Origin of the sequence: Falcatimonas sp. MSJ-15 (assembly GCF_018918265.1) — a bacterium.
Lineage (GTDB): Bacteria > Bacillota > Clostridia > Lachnospirales > Lachnospiraceae > Falcatimonas.
On the sequence record NZ_JAHLQC010000006.1, the window covers coordinates 69,702 to 89,672 of the forward strand.

20 protein-coding genes are annotated in these 19,971 nt (G+C 34.8%); 15 read left to right on the forward strand and 5 right to left on the reverse strand.

Going from position 1 to position 19,971, the window contains the following annotated elements; translation table 11 throughout:
- Nucleotides 1–265: 265 nt before the first annotated feature.
- From KQI85_RS16510 to KQI85_RS06040, 6 genes are all read left to right on the forward strand, one after another.
- A complete protein-coding gene (locus KQI85_RS16510; protein ID WP_371820557.1) occupies nucleotides 266–634 on the forward strand; it encodes a hypothetical protein in 369 nt (122 codons plus the stop codon).
- A 274-nt stretch (nucleotides 635–908) separates the two neighbouring features.
- Complete coding sequence (gene queD, locus KQI85_RS06020) at nucleotides 909–1,328, forward strand: 6-carboxytetrahydropterin synthase QueD (protein WP_216575185.1); 420 nt, start codon at nucleotides 909–911, stop codon at nucleotides 1,326–1,328.
- Between the two features lie 15 nt (nucleotides 1,329–1,343).
- The gene (gene queE, locus KQI85_RS06025; RefSeq protein WP_216575186.1) at nucleotides 1,344–2,009 is read left to right on the forward strand and encodes a putative 7-carboxy-7-deazaguanine synthase QueE; all 666 of its coding nucleotides are present in this window, start codon (nucleotides 1,344–1,346) and stop codon (nucleotides 2,007–2,009) included.
- Nucleotide 2,010: 1 nt separating this feature from the next.
- The gene (locus KQI85_RS06030; RefSeq protein ID WP_216575293.1) at nucleotides 2,011–2,223 is read left to right on the forward strand and encodes a hypothetical protein; all 213 of its coding nucleotides are present in this window, start codon (nucleotides 2,011–2,013) and stop codon (nucleotides 2,221–2,223) included.
- Between the two features lie 14 nt (nucleotides 2,224–2,237).
- On the forward strand, nucleotides 2,238–2,408 hold the full coding sequence (locus KQI85_RS06035) for a zinc ribbon domain-containing protein (RefSeq protein ID WP_371820560.1): 171 nt from the start codon (nucleotides 2,238–2,240) through the stop codon (nucleotides 2,406–2,408).
- 108 nt (nucleotides 2,409–2,516) lie between these two features.
- Complete coding sequence (locus KQI85_RS06040; protein WP_216575188.1) at nucleotides 2,517–3,446, forward strand: GTP-binding protein; 930 nt, start codon at nucleotides 2,517–2,519, stop codon at nucleotides 3,444–3,446.
- Nucleotides 3,447–3,500: 54 nt separating this feature from the next.
- Here KQI85_RS06040 and KQI85_RS06045 read toward each other — a convergent pair whose 3' ends face one another.
- The 5 genes from KQI85_RS06045 to KQI85_RS06065 all read right to left on the reverse strand — a co-directional run bounded on the left by KQI85_RS06045 (nucleotide 3,501) and on the right by KQI85_RS06065 (nucleotide 9,988).
- Entirely contained in the window at nucleotides 3,501–5,183 is a 1,683-nt protein-coding gene (locus tag KQI85_RS06045; RefSeq protein ID WP_216575189.1) for a S8 family serine peptidase, read from the reverse strand.
- A gap of 549 nt (nucleotides 5,184–5,732) precedes the next feature.
- Nucleotides 5,733–6,335 carry a hypothetical protein gene (locus KQI85_RS06050; protein ID WP_216575190.1) on the reverse strand — a complete coding sequence of 201 codons (603 nt, stop codon included), beginning with the start codon at nucleotides 6,333–6,335 and terminating at the stop codon, nucleotides 5,733–5,735.
- A gap of 449 nt (nucleotides 6,336–6,784) precedes the next feature.
- A complete protein-coding gene (locus KQI85_RS06055; protein WP_216575191.1) occupies nucleotides 6,785–8,137 on the reverse strand; it encodes an MATE family efflux transporter in 1,353 nt (450 codons plus the stop codon).
- A gap of 2 nt (nucleotides 8,138–8,139) precedes the next feature.
- Nucleotides 8,140–8,745: an HD domain-containing protein gene (locus KQI85_RS06060; RefSeq protein ID WP_216575192.1), complete on the reverse strand. Its 606-nt coding sequence runs from the start codon at nucleotides 8,743–8,745 to the stop codon at nucleotides 8,140–8,142.
- Between the two features lie 88 nt (nucleotides 8,746–8,833).
- The gene (locus KQI85_RS06065; protein ID WP_216575193.1) at nucleotides 8,834–9,988 is read right to left on the reverse strand and encodes an ROK family transcriptional regulator; all 1,155 of its coding nucleotides are present in this window, start codon (nucleotides 9,986–9,988) and stop codon (nucleotides 8,834–8,836) included.
- Between the two features lie 381 nt (nucleotides 9,989–10,369).
- On the opposite strand from KQI85_RS06065, the gene KQI85_RS06070 reads away from it, so the two are divergent.
- The 9 genes from KQI85_RS06070 to KQI85_RS06110 all read left to right on the forward strand — a co-directional run bounded on the left by KQI85_RS06070 (nucleotide 10,370) and on the right by KQI85_RS06110 (nucleotide 19,884).
- The gene (locus KQI85_RS06070; protein ID WP_216575194.1) at nucleotides 10,370–11,521 is read left to right on the forward strand and encodes an ATP-binding protein; all 1,152 of its coding nucleotides are present in this window, start codon (nucleotides 10,370–10,372) and stop codon (nucleotides 11,519–11,521) included.
- Nucleotides 11,522–11,583: 62 nt separating this feature from the next.
- Nucleotides 11,584–13,233, forward strand: a complete 1,650-nt coding sequence (gltX, locus tag KQI85_RS06075) for a glutamate--tRNA ligase (protein ID WP_216575195.1) — start codon at nucleotides 11,584–11,586, stop codon at nucleotides 13,231–13,233.
- 375 nt (nucleotides 13,234–13,608) lie between these two features.
- A complete protein-coding gene (locus tag KQI85_RS06080) occupies nucleotides 13,609–14,517 on the forward strand; it encodes a LysR family transcriptional regulator (protein WP_216575196.1) in 909 nt (302 codons plus the stop codon).
- A gap of 160 nt (nucleotides 14,518–14,677) precedes the next feature.
- On the forward strand, nucleotides 14,678–16,078 hold the full coding sequence (locus KQI85_RS06085) for a phenylacetate--CoA ligase family protein (protein ID WP_216575197.1): 1,401 nt from the start codon (nucleotides 14,678–14,680) through the stop codon (nucleotides 16,076–16,078).
- The gene (locus KQI85_RS06090; protein WP_216575198.1) at nucleotides 16,047–16,901 is read left to right on the forward strand and encodes an amidohydrolase family protein; all 855 of its coding nucleotides are present in this window, start codon (nucleotides 16,047–16,049) and stop codon (nucleotides 16,899–16,901) included. The genes KQI85_RS06085 and KQI85_RS06090 overlap by 32 nt, the downstream gene beginning before the upstream one ends.
- Before the next feature lie 97 nt (nucleotides 16,902–16,998).
- Nucleotides 16,999–17,535 (forward strand): 2-oxoacid:acceptor oxidoreductase family protein, encoded by a 537-nt coding sequence (locus KQI85_RS06095; RefSeq protein ID WP_216575199.1) that lies wholly within the window; start codon nucleotides 16,999–17,001, stop codon nucleotides 17,533–17,535.
- Nucleotides 17,528–17,821 (forward strand): 4Fe-4S dicluster domain-containing protein, encoded by a 294-nt coding sequence (locus tag KQI85_RS06100; RefSeq protein WP_216575200.1) that lies wholly within the window; start codon nucleotides 17,528–17,530, stop codon nucleotides 17,819–17,821. The genes KQI85_RS06095 and KQI85_RS06100 overlap by 8 nt, the downstream gene beginning before the upstream one ends.
- Before the next feature lies 1 nt (nucleotide 17,822).
- The gene (locus tag KQI85_RS06105; protein ID WP_216575201.1) at nucleotides 17,823–19,001 is read left to right on the forward strand and encodes a transketolase C-terminal domain-containing protein; all 1,179 of its coding nucleotides are present in this window, start codon (nucleotides 17,823–17,825) and stop codon (nucleotides 18,999–19,001) included.
- The gene (locus KQI85_RS06110) at nucleotides 18,991–19,884 is read left to right on the forward strand and encodes a thiamine pyrophosphate-dependent enzyme (protein ID WP_216575202.1); all 894 of its coding nucleotides are present in this window, start codon (nucleotides 18,991–18,993) and stop codon (nucleotides 19,882–19,884) included. Before KQI85_RS06105 ends, KQI85_RS06110 begins: the two co-directional genes overlap by 11 nt.
- The last annotated feature ends 87 nt before the right edge of the window (nucleotides 19,885–19,971 follow it).

Genomic DNA, 19,971 nt, shown 5'->3' on the forward strand with positions numbered 1-19,971 from the left:
ATAATACTAGTATAATCCACTTTAAATACCAAACTATTTTAATTCACATTTCTATTATGGTATAATTGAACCATCGGAGGTGCCAATTATTCCTAATACAATTAAAACTATTTCTTTAACAGATGATGATAAATCTTACTTAAATAAACTGCCGACTCAGAGCACTTTGGAAATTCGCGTTTATCAACGTGCTAGGATCCTTTAGCTCAAATCTGAGGATGCATCTAACGAAGCAATTGCTGACAAACTGGATATTGAAATCAGTGTGGTAAAATGTTGTCTTAACAAATTTAAAGAGAACGGTGTTGAAAGTTCTGACTTTGTGACTTTTTTAAAGAAACTTGATGAAAAATATCAAAAGGGCGATATTATTCGGATTATTCTGGATAATCACTTTGCACATACCTCCAAAGAACCCAAGGAATATCTGAATACGGTTTCTGGACGTTTTGAGTTTGTGTTTTCACTTGCGGAAGAAACTGCTTTGGTGTGGAGAGGAACAGAGATTGAGCTGTCCGACTTGGCAGTAAATGATATGGTTTCAATAACATTTGCAGGAGAAATTCAGGAAACATACCCGGCACGCATAATGAACGTGATAAAGGTGCAGCTGCTGGGGGAAAATTTAGATTGACATATCCAGAAAAATACTTATAATAAACATATCGCATAAAAATGCGCGACAGTTCGTTTGTACCATCCTGTCGTTAAATAAAACCAGGGCTGCTAAGAAGACTTTTTATGTAATTTAGCCCTGTAGGTGTGTATACATTTACAGGGCTTTCTATATGTGCTCACAGTGGGGCACGTTCTTTTCTAAGCAATTCTGTTTTTATAATTCCCAGATTAGGTGTTTGCGAATAATTTCGTAATTACCTATTCCCAAATAAATTAGAGGAGAAACTAAAATGTATTATTTAAAAACCGAGAACAGCTTTGATTCTGCACATTTTCTTAAAGGGTATGACGGAAAATGCAGGAATCTTCATGGTCACCGCTGGAGAGTTGTTGTTGAAATAGCAGCAGACAAGTTAAAGGATGAGGGCCAGACAAGAGGAATGCTTGTGGATTTTTCTGATTTAAAAAAAGCTTTGAAGGATATCTGTGATGATTTTGACCACAGCTTGATTTATGAAAAAGGCTCTCTAAAAGGTGCGACAATTGCTGCATTACAGGCGGAGGAGTTTCGTATGATTGAAGTTGGCTTCAGACCTACTGCGGAGCATTTTTCAAAATATTTCTATGAGCTGATGAGTGCAAAAGGCTTTCCAATCCACAGAGTGGAAGTATACGAGACACTTAATAATATAGCAGCATACGAAGAATAAAGGAAAGAAACTAATATGAAAGTTGTTGAGAAATTTATAAGTATTAATGGAGAAGGAAGAAGAGCCGGAGAATTGGCGGTGTTTATCAGATTCAAGGGCTGTAACTTAAACTGCTCCTACTGTGACACAAAGTGGGCCAATGAGCCAGCATGTGATTACGAGGAGCTGTCACCAGATGAGATTTGTGAATATGTCAGTGAGACAGGCATTAAAAATGTGACGCTGACAGGGGGAGAGCCTTTATTACAGAAGGATATCAGAAGTCTAGTAGAAAAATTATTGAACAAATCGGACATTCGAGTAGAGATTGAAACTAATGGGGCTGTTGATATTGCTCCCATTGCCAATGCATTTTCAAAAGAAAAACTTAGCCTTACTATGGATTACAAGCTGCCATATAGCGGCTGTGAGGAGAAAATGCTTCTCTCCAATATGGAAGCTCTAAGAAAGCAGGACACAGTCAAGTTCGTTTCGGGCAGCATTAATGATTTGGAATGTGCAGAGAAAATAATTGAAAAATTTCATCTGACAGAAAGATGCCAGGTATTCATAAGTCCAGTATTTGGTTCAATTGAGCCAGTGGAAATCGTGAATTTCATGACCAGTAAAAGGATGAATGATGTGCGTCTTCAGATTCAGATGCACAAGGTAATCTGGAACCCAGAGGAAAGGGGCGTATAATGTGAAAAATCCTTATATCAAAGATTTTTCACGTGCAAATTTGTGCTTTCTGGAAATTCGCGTTTATCAACGTGCAAGGATCCTTCTGCTCAAATCTGAGGGTGCATCTAAAGAAGCAATTGTTTACAAACTGGATATTGGAATCAGTGTGGAAGGCAAGAAAGAACTCGAAGATAGAATCTACAGATACAGTTGCCATTGGATTGGATTATAAATCAAATGGCTTATATGTGGACAGCAATAAAGAATTCCAAACTTAAAGATTTATCTATAAGGCATTGGGCTTGTCCTGCCTGTGGTACAAAAAATATAGACAGGGACATTAATGCCGCACAAAATATAGTTAATAGACAAGGAAATGTGATGTTGACACATGGTAGTTCACAAAGGTATTATTAGGATGCCAGGGTCAAAAGGTCTAAAACCACGTGAGCTTGCTCATAGGTGGGTGAAAGGCTTTTGCCCCCGACATCATTATTAGTGTATTATAAGTAAGGAGTGATTATTATGGTAAAGATAGATCTGATTACAGGTTTCCTTGGTTCAGGAAAGACTACTTTTATAAAAAAATATGCGAAATACCTTATGGATAAAGGTGAGAATATAGGTATACTTGAAAATGATTTTGGTGCAGTTAATGTAGATATGATGTTACTTCAGGAATTAGAAGGAGATAAGTGCGAGCTTGAGATGGTATCGGGTGGATGCGATGTGGATTGTCACAGAAGACGATTTAAGACTAAGCTGATAGCTATGGCAATGTGTGGATATGACAGAGTAATTGTAGAGCCATCAGGAATATATGATGTAGATGAATTCTTCGATACATTGCATGAAGAACCATTAGATAAGTGGTACAAGATTGATAATGTGATTACGCTTGTTAATGCAAGTCTTGAGAGTGAATTGTCAGAAGCTTCAAGATATCTGCTTGCATCTCAGGCATCTGTAGCAGGTAGTATTATTCTTACAAGGCTTGAAGAAGCAGGAATAGACCAAGCAAAAGATACTGTCAAAAGAATTAAGGATGCACTTATAGAGTGCAAATGTAACAGAGATATTGATGATGCTGTGATATATAAAGAAACTTTAAGTCTTACAAATGAAGACTTTGATAAGATAAGTACTTCAGGATATAACATGAGTAGTTATAAGAAGACATGGTCACAGGATGAGAGTGGTTTTGAATCAATATATTTTCTTAATAAGACACTTACGGTAAAACAGTTTGAAGATAAGACTAATATGATGATGAATAATACAGAATATGGTAATGTATTTAGAGTAAAAGGTTTTCTTCATAACGAAGATGGTACCTGGATAGAAGTTAATGCAACCAGAAAGGATATGACAATAACACCGATCGCAAAAGGACAGGAAGTTATAATAGTAATAGGAGAAGGACTTAATAAGGAACTTATTGAGAAGATGTTTTAATATAATTTATAAATTGTCAGCAAGAAAACCCATTACCTTTAGGTGATGGGTAGTTCACAAAAAAGAATCCTTTATACACAATGCGCCCCATCCTGCTTGTTTTGATGGATATATAGATATTGATGAAAGCTTTCTTGAACCTCTGATTAAGAAAGCTTTTATCTTGTCTGAATACATATAAGGATCATTACCATTAACAATTCCCCACTCCATAAGAAGTGCACAAGCACCACTTACAAATGGTGTTGCAAAAGAAGTGCCTGTATATGATGAGTATCCACCACCGGATTTGGTACTGATTATATTAACACCCGGTGCGACAAGCTCAGGTTTGATGGCAGATAGAAGTCTTGTGAATCCACGACCTGAGAAGAATGCGACAGAATCGTTAGTATAATCATAAGCACCGACAGTAATTACATTCATAGTATCCGATGGTGTTGTAAGTGTTGTATATTCGTCCGGATATAGAAAGTTAGTACCTTGGTTAATTGAACCAGAACTTTGCATCCATATATCATATCTGCCATTTTTTATAAGACGTGCATTAATCTCTATCGAATACAGACCACCATCGATATAATAACTATCACTGTTAAAACTAAAGAATATATTCTGTGATACGGAGATAGGTGATGGCATACCATACAGTATACCAATATTCGTATTACGGTATCGGAATCGATTAACAGAGGGGCTTATATTCTGTCTGCTGCCATCTGGATATATTATTGAAAAATCTAGCATATCTGCGTAAAATTGCCATAATTCCATAGTTAGCGAAGTCTCACGTTCTGATATTGAAAAAGGAATAGTAACAGTTTCACTACTTCTAAGTGTTCCACCTGCGTGTATTGAAGACGCACCTTCATTACCACTTCCGCATACAATAACATTGCGACCATAAGACTTAAGAGTGTTAAGATAATTGCCTACTAGCGAGTATCCGTCATGAGGTCCGTAATTATTACCATAGCTTAGATTAATAACAATAGGAAGATTACGTTCACTGGCATATTTTACAGCAAAATCAATTCCTTCCATAAGTGCAGCAGTATTAGGATAAGATGAAGTTATACTGCTTCTTAATCGGACGGCGAGTATCATACTATCAGGTGCAACACCGGCATATACGCCATCTGAAGATGCACCATTACCAAGACATATTCCGGCTACAGCAGTTCCATGTCCGCTTACATCTCTTGGAATTGGAGTAATTGATGATGCCTTAGAATTGCTATAAGAATTAATAATGCGATTAATATCAGAAGATGTATATAGATTACCATATCTGTAACCAGAAGGAGGAGTACCGGCAACACTCTGATCCCAATAAGCGATGATTCGTGTTGATTTGTCAGTATCTAGAAAATCCGGATGGAATATGTCGATGCCGGAATCAATAATAGCGATAATAACACCACGTCCGGTTAGTGAAGATATAGATTGTGAACCTCCACTTAATGGGCATGAGTTCATAAGTCCGAATCGTACTGAGAAGAATACTGGTTCAGGAATGGATATATAGATTATATAATCGTATGAAGCAAGTGATGGAATATCTCTAATCATAACATTAGCTGTTGCATATCCACCTAACAGAATAGTAATATTATATCTATCTGTAATCTCACTGATATCGCCATTATATATAAGTATCAGTTCAACATAATCTGTGGCAGATGGTAGTGATGATAAGAGAAGATTAAGAGATTCTGACAGTTTCTGATTATACATAGTTCCCTCCATTATTATATAGTTAAAAAATAAAGTGATTTTATATGAAACGCCTGCCAGATATACTATATTACCACAGTGGGCGTTCTCACTTCATTGCAAGCGTAGCGGTACTAAGTTCGCTATACATCTTCGATGTATAAGCTTACTAAGTACCGACGATTGCAAAGACCACTGCTTGTAATATAGTATATCTGGCAGGCTGTGTATCTTAAAATATCGGTTAAAAATTGGTAGTTTAGTACATTAATATGGGATAAAATATCTATAAAAAACGTACTTAAGGACTATATATTATTAAAGTACATTATGTTAGAATAAAAAATGTAAGATGTCAGGCAAGCTGATATCGCTTTAGACGTTAACTTGCCATAAGAACATCGCTTAGTCAAATAACAGTAATTGAAACAGGTGCATGGAAGAGATTCCGTTGCACCTGTTTTAATTTTATGCATTATATAGTTACAATATGAATAATATTATTACTATGTATTGTGGTAAAAATGAATAATATTATTACTATGTATTGTGGTAAAAATGAATAATTAACTAATGTGCAATAAGTGTATGTCCTGCACGAGTGAGTGTTATAATTACCGCTGAATAGTCATCTGAATATGGTAACATGGATAATGAGAGTGTATTGCCTTGCGAATCCGTCCATACATATATAGGAGCTATGCGAGATATTGTTGAATCATTGCTATCTGTTACATGTAGTAGATCACCCGTAGTTCGTTTATCAAGAGTCTCACAGTCTGCTGGAGCATTTTGCGATAATTCTTCGAACATTCTATCATATACTTTTTGTGATTCTTCTAGTGCATTGCCATCTGTATATAGGAAATTGATAGCGACACCTATTACTTCAGTATGAGAATTGCTATCACTATATAACTGAATAATACCACCATCTTCGCCTAGAATAGTAACTTCATCTTGTAATGCTAAGCAGACTTCGTTTTCACTTCGGAGTTCATTATCTGATTTGGCTTTAGCAAAATCATAGCCAAATGGATAAGGTTTGTATCGAAACGAATTACCATCTATGAGCATATCAATTCCATCATCCGTAGTGCTTTTGTTACCACATCCGACAGCCATTATTATACATAAGATTGTTGCGATACATGTTAATATTTTTCGTTTCATGGAAAGCCCCTCCTTTGGTTTATAATAATAATTATTGATGTCACAACCATTATATTTATCTTTAGCTAATAGTATGTTTATTAGCTGTGACATGTAAGATACATCTTAATAATACAAGATATATATCGATATGTCAATTAAAATGTCAGTTTTTTTCAAAAAAAACGATGTAAAAAAAGTCTTTTTAATTTATCGTACCAAATTATGTAAACTTATTCAAAAGTATAAAAATATATGAAGATTTAGATTAGTTAAGTGTAACATCTACTGATATCTGTGAATAACCGGTATAAAAATATATCAAGACCTATATTAGCTGCATAAGAGAGTGCAGGTTGAAATATACTTATTAAAAAAAGATTCCCTAAGCTTTCAAACATAAAATTATGTTTAACAGTTTTAGGAAATCTTTTAGTTAGAATTGATAATTATATCAATTAGATTATCAATTAGACAAGTTTAATATCAAGCCATCGTCCACGACAATATCTTATAAGGAACAGAGCTGATCTGAAAGCCCAGTCAATATACATTCCGAGCCATACACCAAGTACACCCATGCTTAGATATCCGGCAAGAAAATAACTGCTTAATACTCTGAAAGTCCACATAGAGAAGATGCTTACAATCATAGTGAATTTGGCATCGCCTGCTGCTCTTAATGTGTTAGGCAGAGTAAAACTTAGTGGCCAGATGAATATTGCAATCAATGAGAATGAGTGAATTAAGTTAATTGCAATATGAGTGGCTTCTGGTGTGAGATTGAATATTCCGACAATATTCTTTGCAAATACAGTCATAATGAAGTTAGTTGTCCATAATCCCATATATGAGAACATAAGAAGTTTTTTACTGTATTTTTTCGCTTGTTCTCGCTCGCCTGCACCGATACATCTTCCTACAACTGTGACCATTGCAAGTCCCATTGCATTACCTGGTATATTAGAAAAAGAACTTACGTTAGAAGCTATGGAATTAGCAGCAATCGCAGAAGTTCCAAATGTTGATGTAAGACTTGATACAGCAAGTTTGCCAATCTGGAACATACCATTTTCAAGTCCACTTGGAATACCAATCTTTAGAAGTTTTCCAATAATATAATTATCAGGTTTTAGATATCTGATATTGTCAATACGAACCATAGTATCCTTATTCATGATAAGGAACATGATAAATACAGCTGATATGATACGACTTATAAGTGTCGCTATTGCAGCACCGGTAACACTTAAGTTAAATATGAAGATAAGAATATAATTGCCACCTATATTAAGGATATTCATAATAAGGCTTGAGATCATGCTTGTCTTACTGTCACCGATACTTCGAAACAGGGCAGCACCGGCATTATACAGTCCAAGGAATGGATATGATATAGCTGACAATATAAAATATATTCTTGCATAGTTCATAACATCAGCATCTATCTTGCCAAATATGCCACGAAGTATAAGTCTGTTAAAAAATAGAACAACAAGCATAAGAAATGCAGAGCAAAGTGTCATAACATATACAAGTTGTCCAGCAGATCTTTTGACTGTCTCTTTGTCATTTTTTCCCATATATTGGCTGCATACAACTGCACCGCCGGTTGCAAGTGCAGATAGAATCTGAATAAGGAGTGTATTAACACTGTCAACTAAGGATACACCGGATACAGCAGCTTCACCGACTGATGATACCATAATTGTATCGATAAGACCGATACTTACAGCAAGTGTCTGTTCGATTATAAGTGGTATTATTAATTTAATCAGATCATTTCCACTAAAAAGCGGAGTATTTTTAACAGCTTTATTCATAATTATCTTTTAATTCTTCCTTTTTCAATATTAGGTTCAATATATTCATTATAAGCAAAATCCCAAAGAGAGGAAGAACCTTCAGAAGTTCTTCTGTTGCGTTCAAGAATCTGTGAGAGATGAACACCTTTTTCAGCCCATGATTTGCCATCGGATGCAGCATTTAACATGATTGGCTGAATGTTATCCATAGTCCTTGCGAATTTTGCTTCTTTACTTTCCCTTGCTTCAAATTCGTCAAAAAGACTTCTAAACTTAACAGCCAGGTCGTCAGGAAGAAGAGAAAATATTCTGTCAGCAGCAGCTTTTTCTCTATCAGCCTGAGTTTTTTTCGCTTCTTCATCATAAGCATAAGTATCACCGGCATCAATCTCAACAAGATCATGAATAAGAAGCATAGTAACTGTCTTAAGGACATCAATCTCTTCATTAGCATATTCACTTAGAAGAACAGTCATAATAGCCATGTGCCAGGCATGCTCGGAATCATTTTCTTTTCTTGAAGCATCAGCAAGATAAGTCTGGCGAAATATTTCCTTTTCTTTATCAATCTCTAATATAAAATCAAATATTTTCTTTAAACGTTCATCAGTTGTATAATTATCCATATTAAGTATCTCCTTATAATAAATATTGTATGAATTGTAAGTACTTTATGAATTATAAATGCTTTATAAATTATAGGCATTCTATAAATCAATAGCGTTGCAAATCAAGGTTATTAATATTTAAAAAACTGCATACAGCTTTTGCAATTCCACCTTTAAGAATATTATCTTTAGAGATGGCAGAAGGTGTTAAGTTACATATACTCTTAAGATTACTATTAAGACTATCAGTGATCTTTGTTGTAATCTCAGGACATTCATTAGTAATAATACTATTAACAAGTATTATCTCAGGATTGAACATATTAATAATGTTTCGTACAGCAACTGTCATATATTTTATGAACTCATCCATTATGACAATTGCAGTAGAGTCACCTTTTTTATAAGCTTCTATATAATCAGAAAAAGAAGCATCAGATATCTTAGAAGCTTTTCTATATTCTCTTAGAATACTTCTCTCAGAGATATACTGTTCAAGACATCCTCTGTTACCGCAAGGACATTCTCTTCCGTCAACTTCGATAGTGGTATGACCGAATTCACCTGCATGACCACTGTAACCTGAATAAAGTTCACCATTTGCAATAAGACCGATACCAACGCCTGTATGAATACTTAACAGAGTCATGTTGTCAAAACGCTTGCTGAATGTAAGTTCAGCTATTACAGCGAGATTGGCTTCATTCTCAAGGTAGACAGGAATGTTAAAATATTCTTCAAGTTCTTTTTTTACATCAACGTCACCAAGGTCATAATAAGGAGTGAATTTGACTTTGTTATCAAACACAACACCATGAATGCCGATGGCTATGCCTTTTATGCGAATAAGACCACCGTCAACATATCCTGCCATTCCTTCAATTACATTGATAAGATTCTTAATAATATATGCCGGATTAATATCCATAGCAAAACGGTCAGTCTGTATATTCTCTCCTGTAAGGTCTGAGATTGCGGCTGTTACATTATCAACATCAAGGTTAATAGCAATTACATATCCGGCTTCACGATTAAGCATAAGGTTAATAGGCTTTCTGCCTTTTGATGTATCTTCATTGCCTGTCTCAATTACAAGATTGTTATTAATGAGAACGTCAACTATAGCAGAGATAGTAGCCTTAGTAAGTCCAAGTTTCTTAGAGAGAGAAGCTCTTGAGATAACTTTTTCTTTTATAATATTTTCGAGGATAAGAGTCTGGTTATAATCTCTTATCATACTGGTTTTACCTGTTTTTATCATATAAATATCAGCCATATAGTGTAAAAACTGTATAGCACCCTCCTTTTTGGTATAAGATAATAAGTAATTGCAAAAAGCGAAGTATAGTAATTACTTATTATATATAGGATCTAAATTAAGTTTACAACATCTTTTGTGAGTAAATTAGTCTATAAAGTATTGCAAGTAATAGAATATCATATTTAGTTAAAAAAGTGAACTAATAATAATTGCCTAAAAAAGCAGGCAGACAGATTCGAAAGTTAGAGCTAGTATAGCATACTTGATACTTGACACACCTAGCGTATATCGATAGAATTAGAACGGCGTTATTGATCTGTTTTTGACAATTGTAATTGCCAAAATAGCAGCGAGTAAGAAAGGATAGATACAGGTAATATTATGTGTGAAATATCATACGAAGAATTTATGCAGCTTGACAGTGACAGTTATATATTAATTGATATACGAGATGCCATTCAGACAGAGTATGGCATGATAAAAGGTGCTATATATATAGATGAGAATGAAGTATTAGACAGAGCAGATACTTTTGACAAGAATAAGAAGATAATACTCTACTGCGCAAGAGGTGTAGTAAGCCTTGATATAGCAGAACAGTTAAGAGAAAAAGGCTTTGATGCATATAGTTTTAAGGGCGGTTATAATTCATATATAGCCGAGAGTATAAGAGCAGAGAAGAACGAAGAGAGAGCAAGAGAGATAGAGCAAAGTATCAGAAAAAAATTTCATAAAGATATTTTTTCTAAGTTTACAAAAGCTATTAATGAGTATGAGCTTGTAAAAGAAGGAGATAAGATAGCTGTATGTATATCCGGTGGTAAAGATTCAATGCTTATGGCAAAGCTTTTTCAGGAGTTACAAAGGCATAGAAAATGCCACTTTGAACTTGTATTTCTGGTTATGGATCCGGGATATAGTGAGACTAACAGACAGGTTATAGAAGGCAATGCAAAGCTTATGGATATCCCAGTTACAATATTTGAATCAGATATATTCAATGCAGTATATGATGTTGAGAAATCACCATGTTATCTATGTGCAAGAATGAGAAGAGGACATCTGTACAGTAAGGCAAAAGAACTTGGATGCAATAAGATTGCACTTGGACATCATTATGATGATGTTATAGAGACAATTCTTATGGGAATGTTATATGGCGCACAGGTTCAGACGATGATGCCTAAGTTACACAGTACTAACTTTGAAGGCATGGAACTTATAAGACCTATGTATCTTATAAGAGAAGACGATATAAAGCATTGGAGAGATTATAATAATCTTAAGTTTATTCAGTGTGCATGTCGCTTTACAGATACATGTACAACATGCCGTCCTGATGGCAGCAGTGTGTCAAAGCGAATGGAAGTTAAGAGACTTATAGCTGAGATGAAGAAGAGCAATCCATTTGTTGAAGCGAATATATTCAAGAGCGTTGAGAATGTTAATCTCAGTACAATTATAGCTTATAAGACAAAAGGCGAGAAACATCATTTTCTTGATACTTATGACAATAAGGAAACACAATTGTAAAAAAAAACACTGTATGATATAATTAGCAAAGCGAAAAAATGAAGTATGAAAGGTGAAAGATAATGGATAATAAGAGATTAGCGCAGTTATTATTTCCTGATGTAACAGCTACACCAGAAGATATGGAAAAGAGATTTCCAGAAAGAGATCTGCCAAAGAAAGCTGAAGTAACAAGAATGGGTCCAAGTCCAACAGGTTTTATTCATCTTGGTAATCTGTACAGCGCACTTGCAGATGAGAGAATCGCTCATCGTAATGGTGGTGTATTCTATCTTCGTATCGAAGATACAGATGAGAAACGTAAAGTTGACGGAGCAGTTGATATAATAATTAATGCCTTAAGATATTTTAATATTGAATTTGATGAAGGCGCAGGATTCCCTGATGATGCACCTAATAACCAGTATGGACCATATGTGCAGAGACAGAGAGTTGACATATATCATGTATATGCCAAAGATCTTGTAGAAAAAGGACTTGCGTATCCATGTTTCTGTGAAGAAGATGCCTTAGAAAAAGTAAGACAGGAGCAGGAGGAAGCAAAAGTATTAACAGGATACTATGGTAAGTATGCAACATGCCGTAATCTTACATTAGAGCAGATAGAAGAGAACTTGAAAGCTAACAAACCTTATGTATTAAGACTTCGTTCAAATGGAGATCCGGAAAAAGAGATTACATTCGTAGACAGTATCAAAGGCGAGATTAAACTTCCAGAGAATATTCATGATGTAGTATTACTTAAAAAAGATGGAGTTCCAACATATCACTTTGCTCATGCGATTGATGATCATCTTATGAGAACAACTGTAGTAATTCGTGGTGGAGAGTGGCTTGCATCAGTACCAATTCATTATGAATTATTCCATGTATTAGGCTTTAAGATGCCAAAATATGGTCATACAGCACATCTTATGAAGATAGATGAAGAGACAGGTGGTAAGAGAAAGTTATCAAAGAGAAAAGATCCTGAATTATCACTTGATTATTACCGTAAAGATGGATATCATCCATTAGCGATGAAAGTATATCTTCTTACATTACTTAACTCTAACTTTGAAGAATGGCATGAAAAATATCCTGATAAAGATATTAATGAATTCCCATTCTCAATAGATAAGATGAATCAGTCAGGTGCTCTTTTTGATAAAGATAAGTTACATAGTATATGTAAAAATGAACTTTCTAAGTTATCAGAATATGAGATGTATGATTTCATGGAAGACTGGGCTAAGAACAATGACAAGACAGAAGTCCTTGAATGGTTAAGTGACAAAGAGAAGATGCTTAATGTATTCAGATTATGTATGGGTATCGGACAGAAGAGAAGAAGAAAAGACTTTGAATATGCAACACAGATAGCAGATATGATAAGATATTTCTTCGTTGCAGAAGAGATAAAAGACAGCTTCAAATTCGATGAAGATACTGTATCAGATATAATTAAGACATATCTTGCTTCATATAACCATGAAGAAGATAATTCAGCATGGTTTAACAAGTTAAAAGAGACAGCAGAAAAACTTGGTTTTGCATCAGATATGAAAGCATATAAGGCAAATCCTGAGAACTATAAGGGTAATGTATCAGATATAGCAGAAGTTATCCGTATAGGTGTAACAGGAATGGCTAATTCACCAGACCTTTGGACAATTAATCATATAATTGGCGAAGACGAGATGAGAGCACGTTTAACACGTTTTGTAAAATAGAATATGAATAAATAATAAGACAGCTATGCATAACAGAATAATCTTAATAATAGATTTTAAGATATATTTTGTAGGCATAGCTGTTTTTACATAATAAAGTGTAACAAAAAGAATATTCAATAATATACATTAATATTATTTATACTTAGTAAAATGGCAATTTAGATAGGATAGAAATAGTTTATTGCAGAAAAATAAGTAGATATATGATGGATATTTGGAGGATATTTTAAGATATTTTTTTAGTTGCTACATACTATTGAAAAAAATACTTTCACATGTTACTATGTTACATAAATAAACACAATGACAGCTTGTCAATAAGAAGTACTGATTGGCAATTAGCACTGACTAAAATAGTAGAAAGGATATTATATGACATTACAACAGTTAAGATATGCAGTATGCATAGCAGATAATAAGTCAATTAATAAAGCGGCAGCAGAACTGTTCATAACTCAGCCTAGTCTGTCAAGTACGATAAAGGATCTTGAGAATGAGATTAATATAACTATTTTTTTAAGATCTAACAGAGGAATAGTTATAACACCGGAAGGTGAAGAATTCTTAGGATATGCAAGACAGATGCTTGAACATTACAAACTTATAGAAGAGAGATATACTGAGAATAAGAACTTTAAGAAGAAGTTCAGCGTATCTATGCAGCATTATACATTTGCAGTCGAAGCTTTTATAAGAATGGCAAGAGAATTCGGGCTTGATGAATATGAGTTCGCAGTACATGAGACAAAGACAGCAGAAGTAATAGAGAATGTCAAGAATCAGAAGAGTGAGATAGGAATATTATATCTTAATGACTTTAATAGAAAAGTAATAGAGAAGATATTTAAAGAAAGCGAGCTGGAATTCATTCCATTGTTTGACTGTAGTATATATGCATATATAAGTAAGAGTAACCCACTTGCAGGTAAAGAAAGTGTGACAATGAAAGAATTAGAAGATTATCCATGTCTCTCATTCGAACAGGGACAGAATAATTCATTCTATTTTGCAGAAGAAGTGCTTAGTACATATGATTATAAGAAGATAATCAAAGCAGATGACAGAGCTACAATGTTAAATCTTATGAAAGGTCTTAATGGATATACATTATGTTCAGGAATAATCTGTCAGGAACTTAATGGTGATGACTATGCTGCAATACCGCTTGCTAAAGATGAGACTATGACAATAGGATACATTAAGAGAAAGAAGATGCCACTTAGCCGTCTTGGCGAGATGTATATTAATGAACTAAAAAAATATGAACAGTATGTGCTTTGATGTGCTATAAGGTTAATCTATAACACATAATAAAATTTAGCAATTACCACCTTTTGAAAAAATCATGTATAATCAATTCATACTTAATCTATAGGAAATATAGGCTTGAAATATGAGGAACATTAACATGTTATGAGAAGAGATGAAAGGTGGAAAACAAATGGAAGCATATACACAGTTTGAAGAAGAAAGAGAATTTGAAGTAATTGATGGTAATAAGAAAGTTAAGAAATATTCTAAATATTGGAATGAGAAGTTAGAGACACTTTCAAGAGAAGAACTTGAAGAAAAACAGTTAGAGGATCTTAAAGAGATAGTAAAATTCTCTTATGAGAATTCTCCATATTACAGAAGAACATTCGATGAAGCAGGAGTAAAACCTGAAGATATTAAGACACTTAAAGATATTGAGAGATTTCCATTTATTAATAAGCAGACAGAGAGAGATACACAGGGAGTTGGAAGCTTTCTTGGAGAGCTTGCAGCAGTACCTGAAGAAGATGTTGTATTCATCTCAACATCAACAGGTTCAACAGGTGTACCGACAATGAGTCCTTTTACAAAACAGGACTTTGATGAATTTCAGGAGACAGAGAGCAGATGGTTCTGGCAGGTAGGTATGAGACCTAATGACAGATATGTGCATGCACTTAACTTCTCATTATATGTAGGAGGACCTGACGTAATAGGTGCTCAGAATCTTGGAGCATTATGTATATGGGGTGGAACACTTCCAAGCGAGAGATTGTTATTCATTCTTAAGACATACCAGCCAACAGTAATATGGACAAGTCCATCATACGCATGGCAGTTAGGAGAGAAGGCAATCAAAGCCGGAATAGATCCTAAGAAAGACCTTGCAATTAAGAAGATTATTGTTGCAGGAGAACTTGGCGGTTCAATAGAGTCAACAAGAAAAGCAATCGAAGATCTGTGGGGTGCACAAGTATATGATTTCTACGGATTATCAGATATATTCGGAGCATGTGCAGCCATGTGTGATGCCAAAGACGGACTTCATATAGCAGAAGATCAGATACTTGTTGAAACAGTTGATCTTAACACAGGAGAAGTATTAAAGCCGGGTGAAGTCGGAGAACTTGTATATACAACATTAAGAAAACATGCAAGACCAATGATTCGTTTCAGATCAGGAGATATAGGATGGATTGATAATACACCTTGCTCATGCGGTCGTACACATGGAAGAATACACATTAATGGAAGAAAAGATGATATGTTCATTGTATCAGCAGTTAATGTATTCCCAAGTGATATTGAAGCTGTTATAAGAGAATTAAAAGGAATTACAGGAGAATACTTAATAAGAGTATTTGATAAAGATTATACTTGCAAGTACTCAGTAGAGATAGAGAAAAATGCTGATAATATACAGACAGATGAAGAAGTTGCAGCAATAGTATCACAGGCATTAAAAGCAAGAATTGGTGTAAAACCAGATAAAGTTGTTGTTCATGAAGATGGTGGACTTAACACACGTTCAGAACACAAATCAAAGAGAATAATAGATGAAAGAAAGTCGAAATATGAAGCAAAATAGTGAAATATATAAGGTAATAGATGCACATACTCATATATTTCCCGATAAGATAGCTGATAAAGCTAAGATAACGGTTGGAGAGTTCTATAATCTGCCAATGTATACAAAAGGAACTTATGATGAATTAAAAAAAGTAAGTGGAACAGATGATACAGGCAGATATGAGATAGTAAAGCAGCTGGTGTGTTCACCGGCTGCAGTTCCATCTCAGACAAAGAGTATTAATACATTTATTGCATCAATATGTGACAAAGATAATAGCCTTATAGGGCTTGGAACACTACATAGAGATAATGAAGATTATATAGCTGAATTAGACAGAATAGAAGAACTTGGACTTAAGGGAGTCAAGTTCCATTTTGATTTTCAGCAGTTTAATATTGATGATGAGAAGATGTTTGACATATACGAAGAGATTGCAAGACGTAATATGTTCGTATTATTCCATATGGGAGATCAGAATGTAGATTATTCCAATCCATTAAGACTTAGAAAAGTAATTGAGAGAGTAAGTAATCTTAAGATAATAGCAGCCCATCTTGGAGGTTACAGACACTTTGAAGAAGCATATACACTTCCATACAGTAAGAATGTGTATTTTGATGTTTCAAGTGTTATATCATTTATGACAGATGAAGAATTAAGAGCGATGATTAATAAATATGGAATAAACCACATATTCTTTGGAAGTGATTTTCCAATGTGGAATCCATTTGAAGAATTATATAAGCTAGAGAAGTTCAATCTGACACAAGAAGAACTAAGAGCCATAGAATATGACAATTTTGCAAAGTTCATAGAAGAATATCAGACTTGTAATTAAGGATAATTATATGATTACTTAATAATGATAATAAGTCTTATAAGTACTTGATAATGTAGACACTTGATAGAATATGAGTGAGAGGATAGGTAAAGACATGATAGAGATAAGATGGCATGGACGAGGTGGACAGGGTGCATTCACAGCATCTAAATTGCTTGGAGCGGCAGCAGTTACAGATGGATTATATGCACTTAGTTTTCCTTCATTTGGTCCAGAGAGACGAGGAGCTCCAATACAGGCATTTACTAAGATTGATGATAAGAAGATAACAGATAGAAGTGTTATTACAAAAGGCGATTATATTATATATCTTGATGAGACATTATATAGTCCGGCTGCAAAAGAAGACTTAAAAGCAGGCGGGCTTATTTTCGTTAATACTAAAGATATAGATAGATACAGAGATAAGAACGTAATAGCAATAGATGCAGATAGTATATCAAAAGAGATAATAGGCAGAGCAGTGAGCAATACAGCGATGCTTGCGACACTTATTGCACATACACATATCGTTGACAGCGAAAGTGCCAAGAAAGTGCTTAAGAATTATCTTCCAGAGAAAATAGTAGAGAAAAATAAGAGCGTAATAGATGAGATTATCACTATTGAAAGGAGTAATAACAATGATTAAGCCTGAGTTAACAGATTATAAAAGACCGGAGAAATTGTCAGAATATCCACAGGCAACCTGCTATAAGGCTGGTCATCTTGTTACTAAGAATAGTGGATGGAGAAGTAAGCGACCTGTTGTCAATACAGACAAGTGTGTAGGATGTTTTAGATGCTATATGTATTGCCCGGATGGAGTTATATTTAAAAAAGACGGTAAAGTAGATATTGATTATGATTTTTGCAAAGGTTGTGGAATATGTGTAAAGACTTGTCCTATAACAGCAATACAGATGGAGGATGAATAAGATGGGTGAGAGAAAATTTATATCAGGTAATGACGCTTTTGCAGAAGGAATAAGACTTGCAAAGCCTAATGTAATATCAGCATATCCTATAACTCCACAGACAATAGTAGTAGAGAGATTATCAGAGATGGTGGAAGATAGAAGTCTTAAGAGCGAATTCATACATGTAGAATCAGAACATTCAGCAATGTCAGCAGCCATAGGGGCAGCAAGCGTAGGAGCAAGAACCTTTACAGCAACATCATCACAGGGACTTCTATATATGGCTGAATGTCTCCCTTATGCAGCAGGTGGAAGATTTCCTATAGTAATGATGAATGCCAATCGTTCAACAGCACTTCCATGGAATATATATGGAGATCAGAGAGATTCATTATCACAGCTTGATTCAGGTTGGATACAGATGTATGTAGAAGACGCACAGGAGAGTCTTGATATGGCACTTATGAGTTATTATATAGCAGAGCATACAGATGTAATGGTACCTGTAATGGTGAACCTTGATGGTTTTGTACTTACACATACTTATGAAGCGGTAGATATTCCAACACAGTCACAGGCTGATGAATTCCTGCCTACATATGTCACTGATAATAAGATGGATCTTGATAATCCTGTTAATATGGGATTCTCTGTAGGTCCTGCAGACAATGAAGAATTCCATCTTCTGCATCACAAAGCAATGTTAAGAGTAAAAGATGTTGTAAAAGAAGCAGACGAGAGATTTAAACAGATATTTGGAAGAAGTCATGGAACGATGACACAAGGATACAGGATAGAAGATGCAGAATACATACTTATAACACTTGGAAGTATAACAGGTATTGCAAGAGAAGTAGTCGATGAACTTAGAGATAGAGGAGTAAAAGTGGGAGTACTTAAGATAAGATTTGTAAGACCATTTCCACACGAAGAGATAGCTGCACTTGTTAAAGGGGCAAAAGCTATAGGTACACTTGAAAAAGATATATCTTTTGGTTATGAAGGAACTGTATATACGAATGTCAACTCTGCACTTATACGAAATGGTGTATTAGTACCATCATATAATTTCATAGGTGGACTTGGTGGAAGAGATATATCTTATGAAGATATAAAAGAGTGCTTTGGGACACTTATAAAAGGTAATGAAGAAAAAGAAGTATGGATTGGACTGGGGGTTGTTGATGATGTCAGATAAGATAAATGCAAGAAATATAACAGATAATGAATTCTTCTATGGACACAAAGCCTGCGCAGGATGTGGCGGAAGCCTTGCAGTAAGAATGGCATTAAAGACACTTGGAGAGCGAACATTCATCGCACTTCCGGCAGGATGTATGTCAGCAGTTGGATTCAATTTTCCACAGTTATGTTTTGCTAACAATGCTATAATATCAACATTCGCAGGAACAGGTTCGATTCTTACGGGAATGGCAGCAGGTGCTAAAGCACTTGGACTTAAAGATTATCATGTGCTTGGAATGGCAGGCGATGGTGGTACAGCTGATATTGGAATTCAGGCACTTTCAGGTGCAATAGATCGCAATGATAGAGTGATATATATATGTTATGATAACGAAGCTTATATGAATACCGGAATTCAAAAGAGTGGGCTTACTCCATTTGGTGCAAGAACAACAACAACGCCGGCAGGTAAGAACGAACATGGCAATCTTAAGAATAAGAAAAATATGTTTGAGATAGTAGCTGCACATGATATTCCTTATGCAGCAACAGCAAGTATTGCATATATAGAAGATTTTATTGCAAAAGTAAAAAGAGCATCAGAAGTTGACGGACCATCATATATCCATGTAATAGCACCATGTCCTACAGGCTGGGGAATACCAGTTGATGAGACGATTAACGCAGCTAAGAAGATGGTTGACTGCGGCTTATGGTATCTCGCCGAATATTATGCTGGAGAATTTCATCTTAACAGAGATCCAAAAGAATTCACAGACGTATCAGAATATCTTAGATGTCAGACAAGATTTGCACATCTTACAGATGAAGATATAGAGCATATAGTAGAAGGTCGAGATGCAAAATGGGCCAAGATTAGACGAGAGTGGATATAAAAGTACTTGTGAAACTAAGATTATATAGTAATTTTGCTAAGATTAAGAGTATTACAAATGTATAATAAAATATATGAAAGAGGTAAA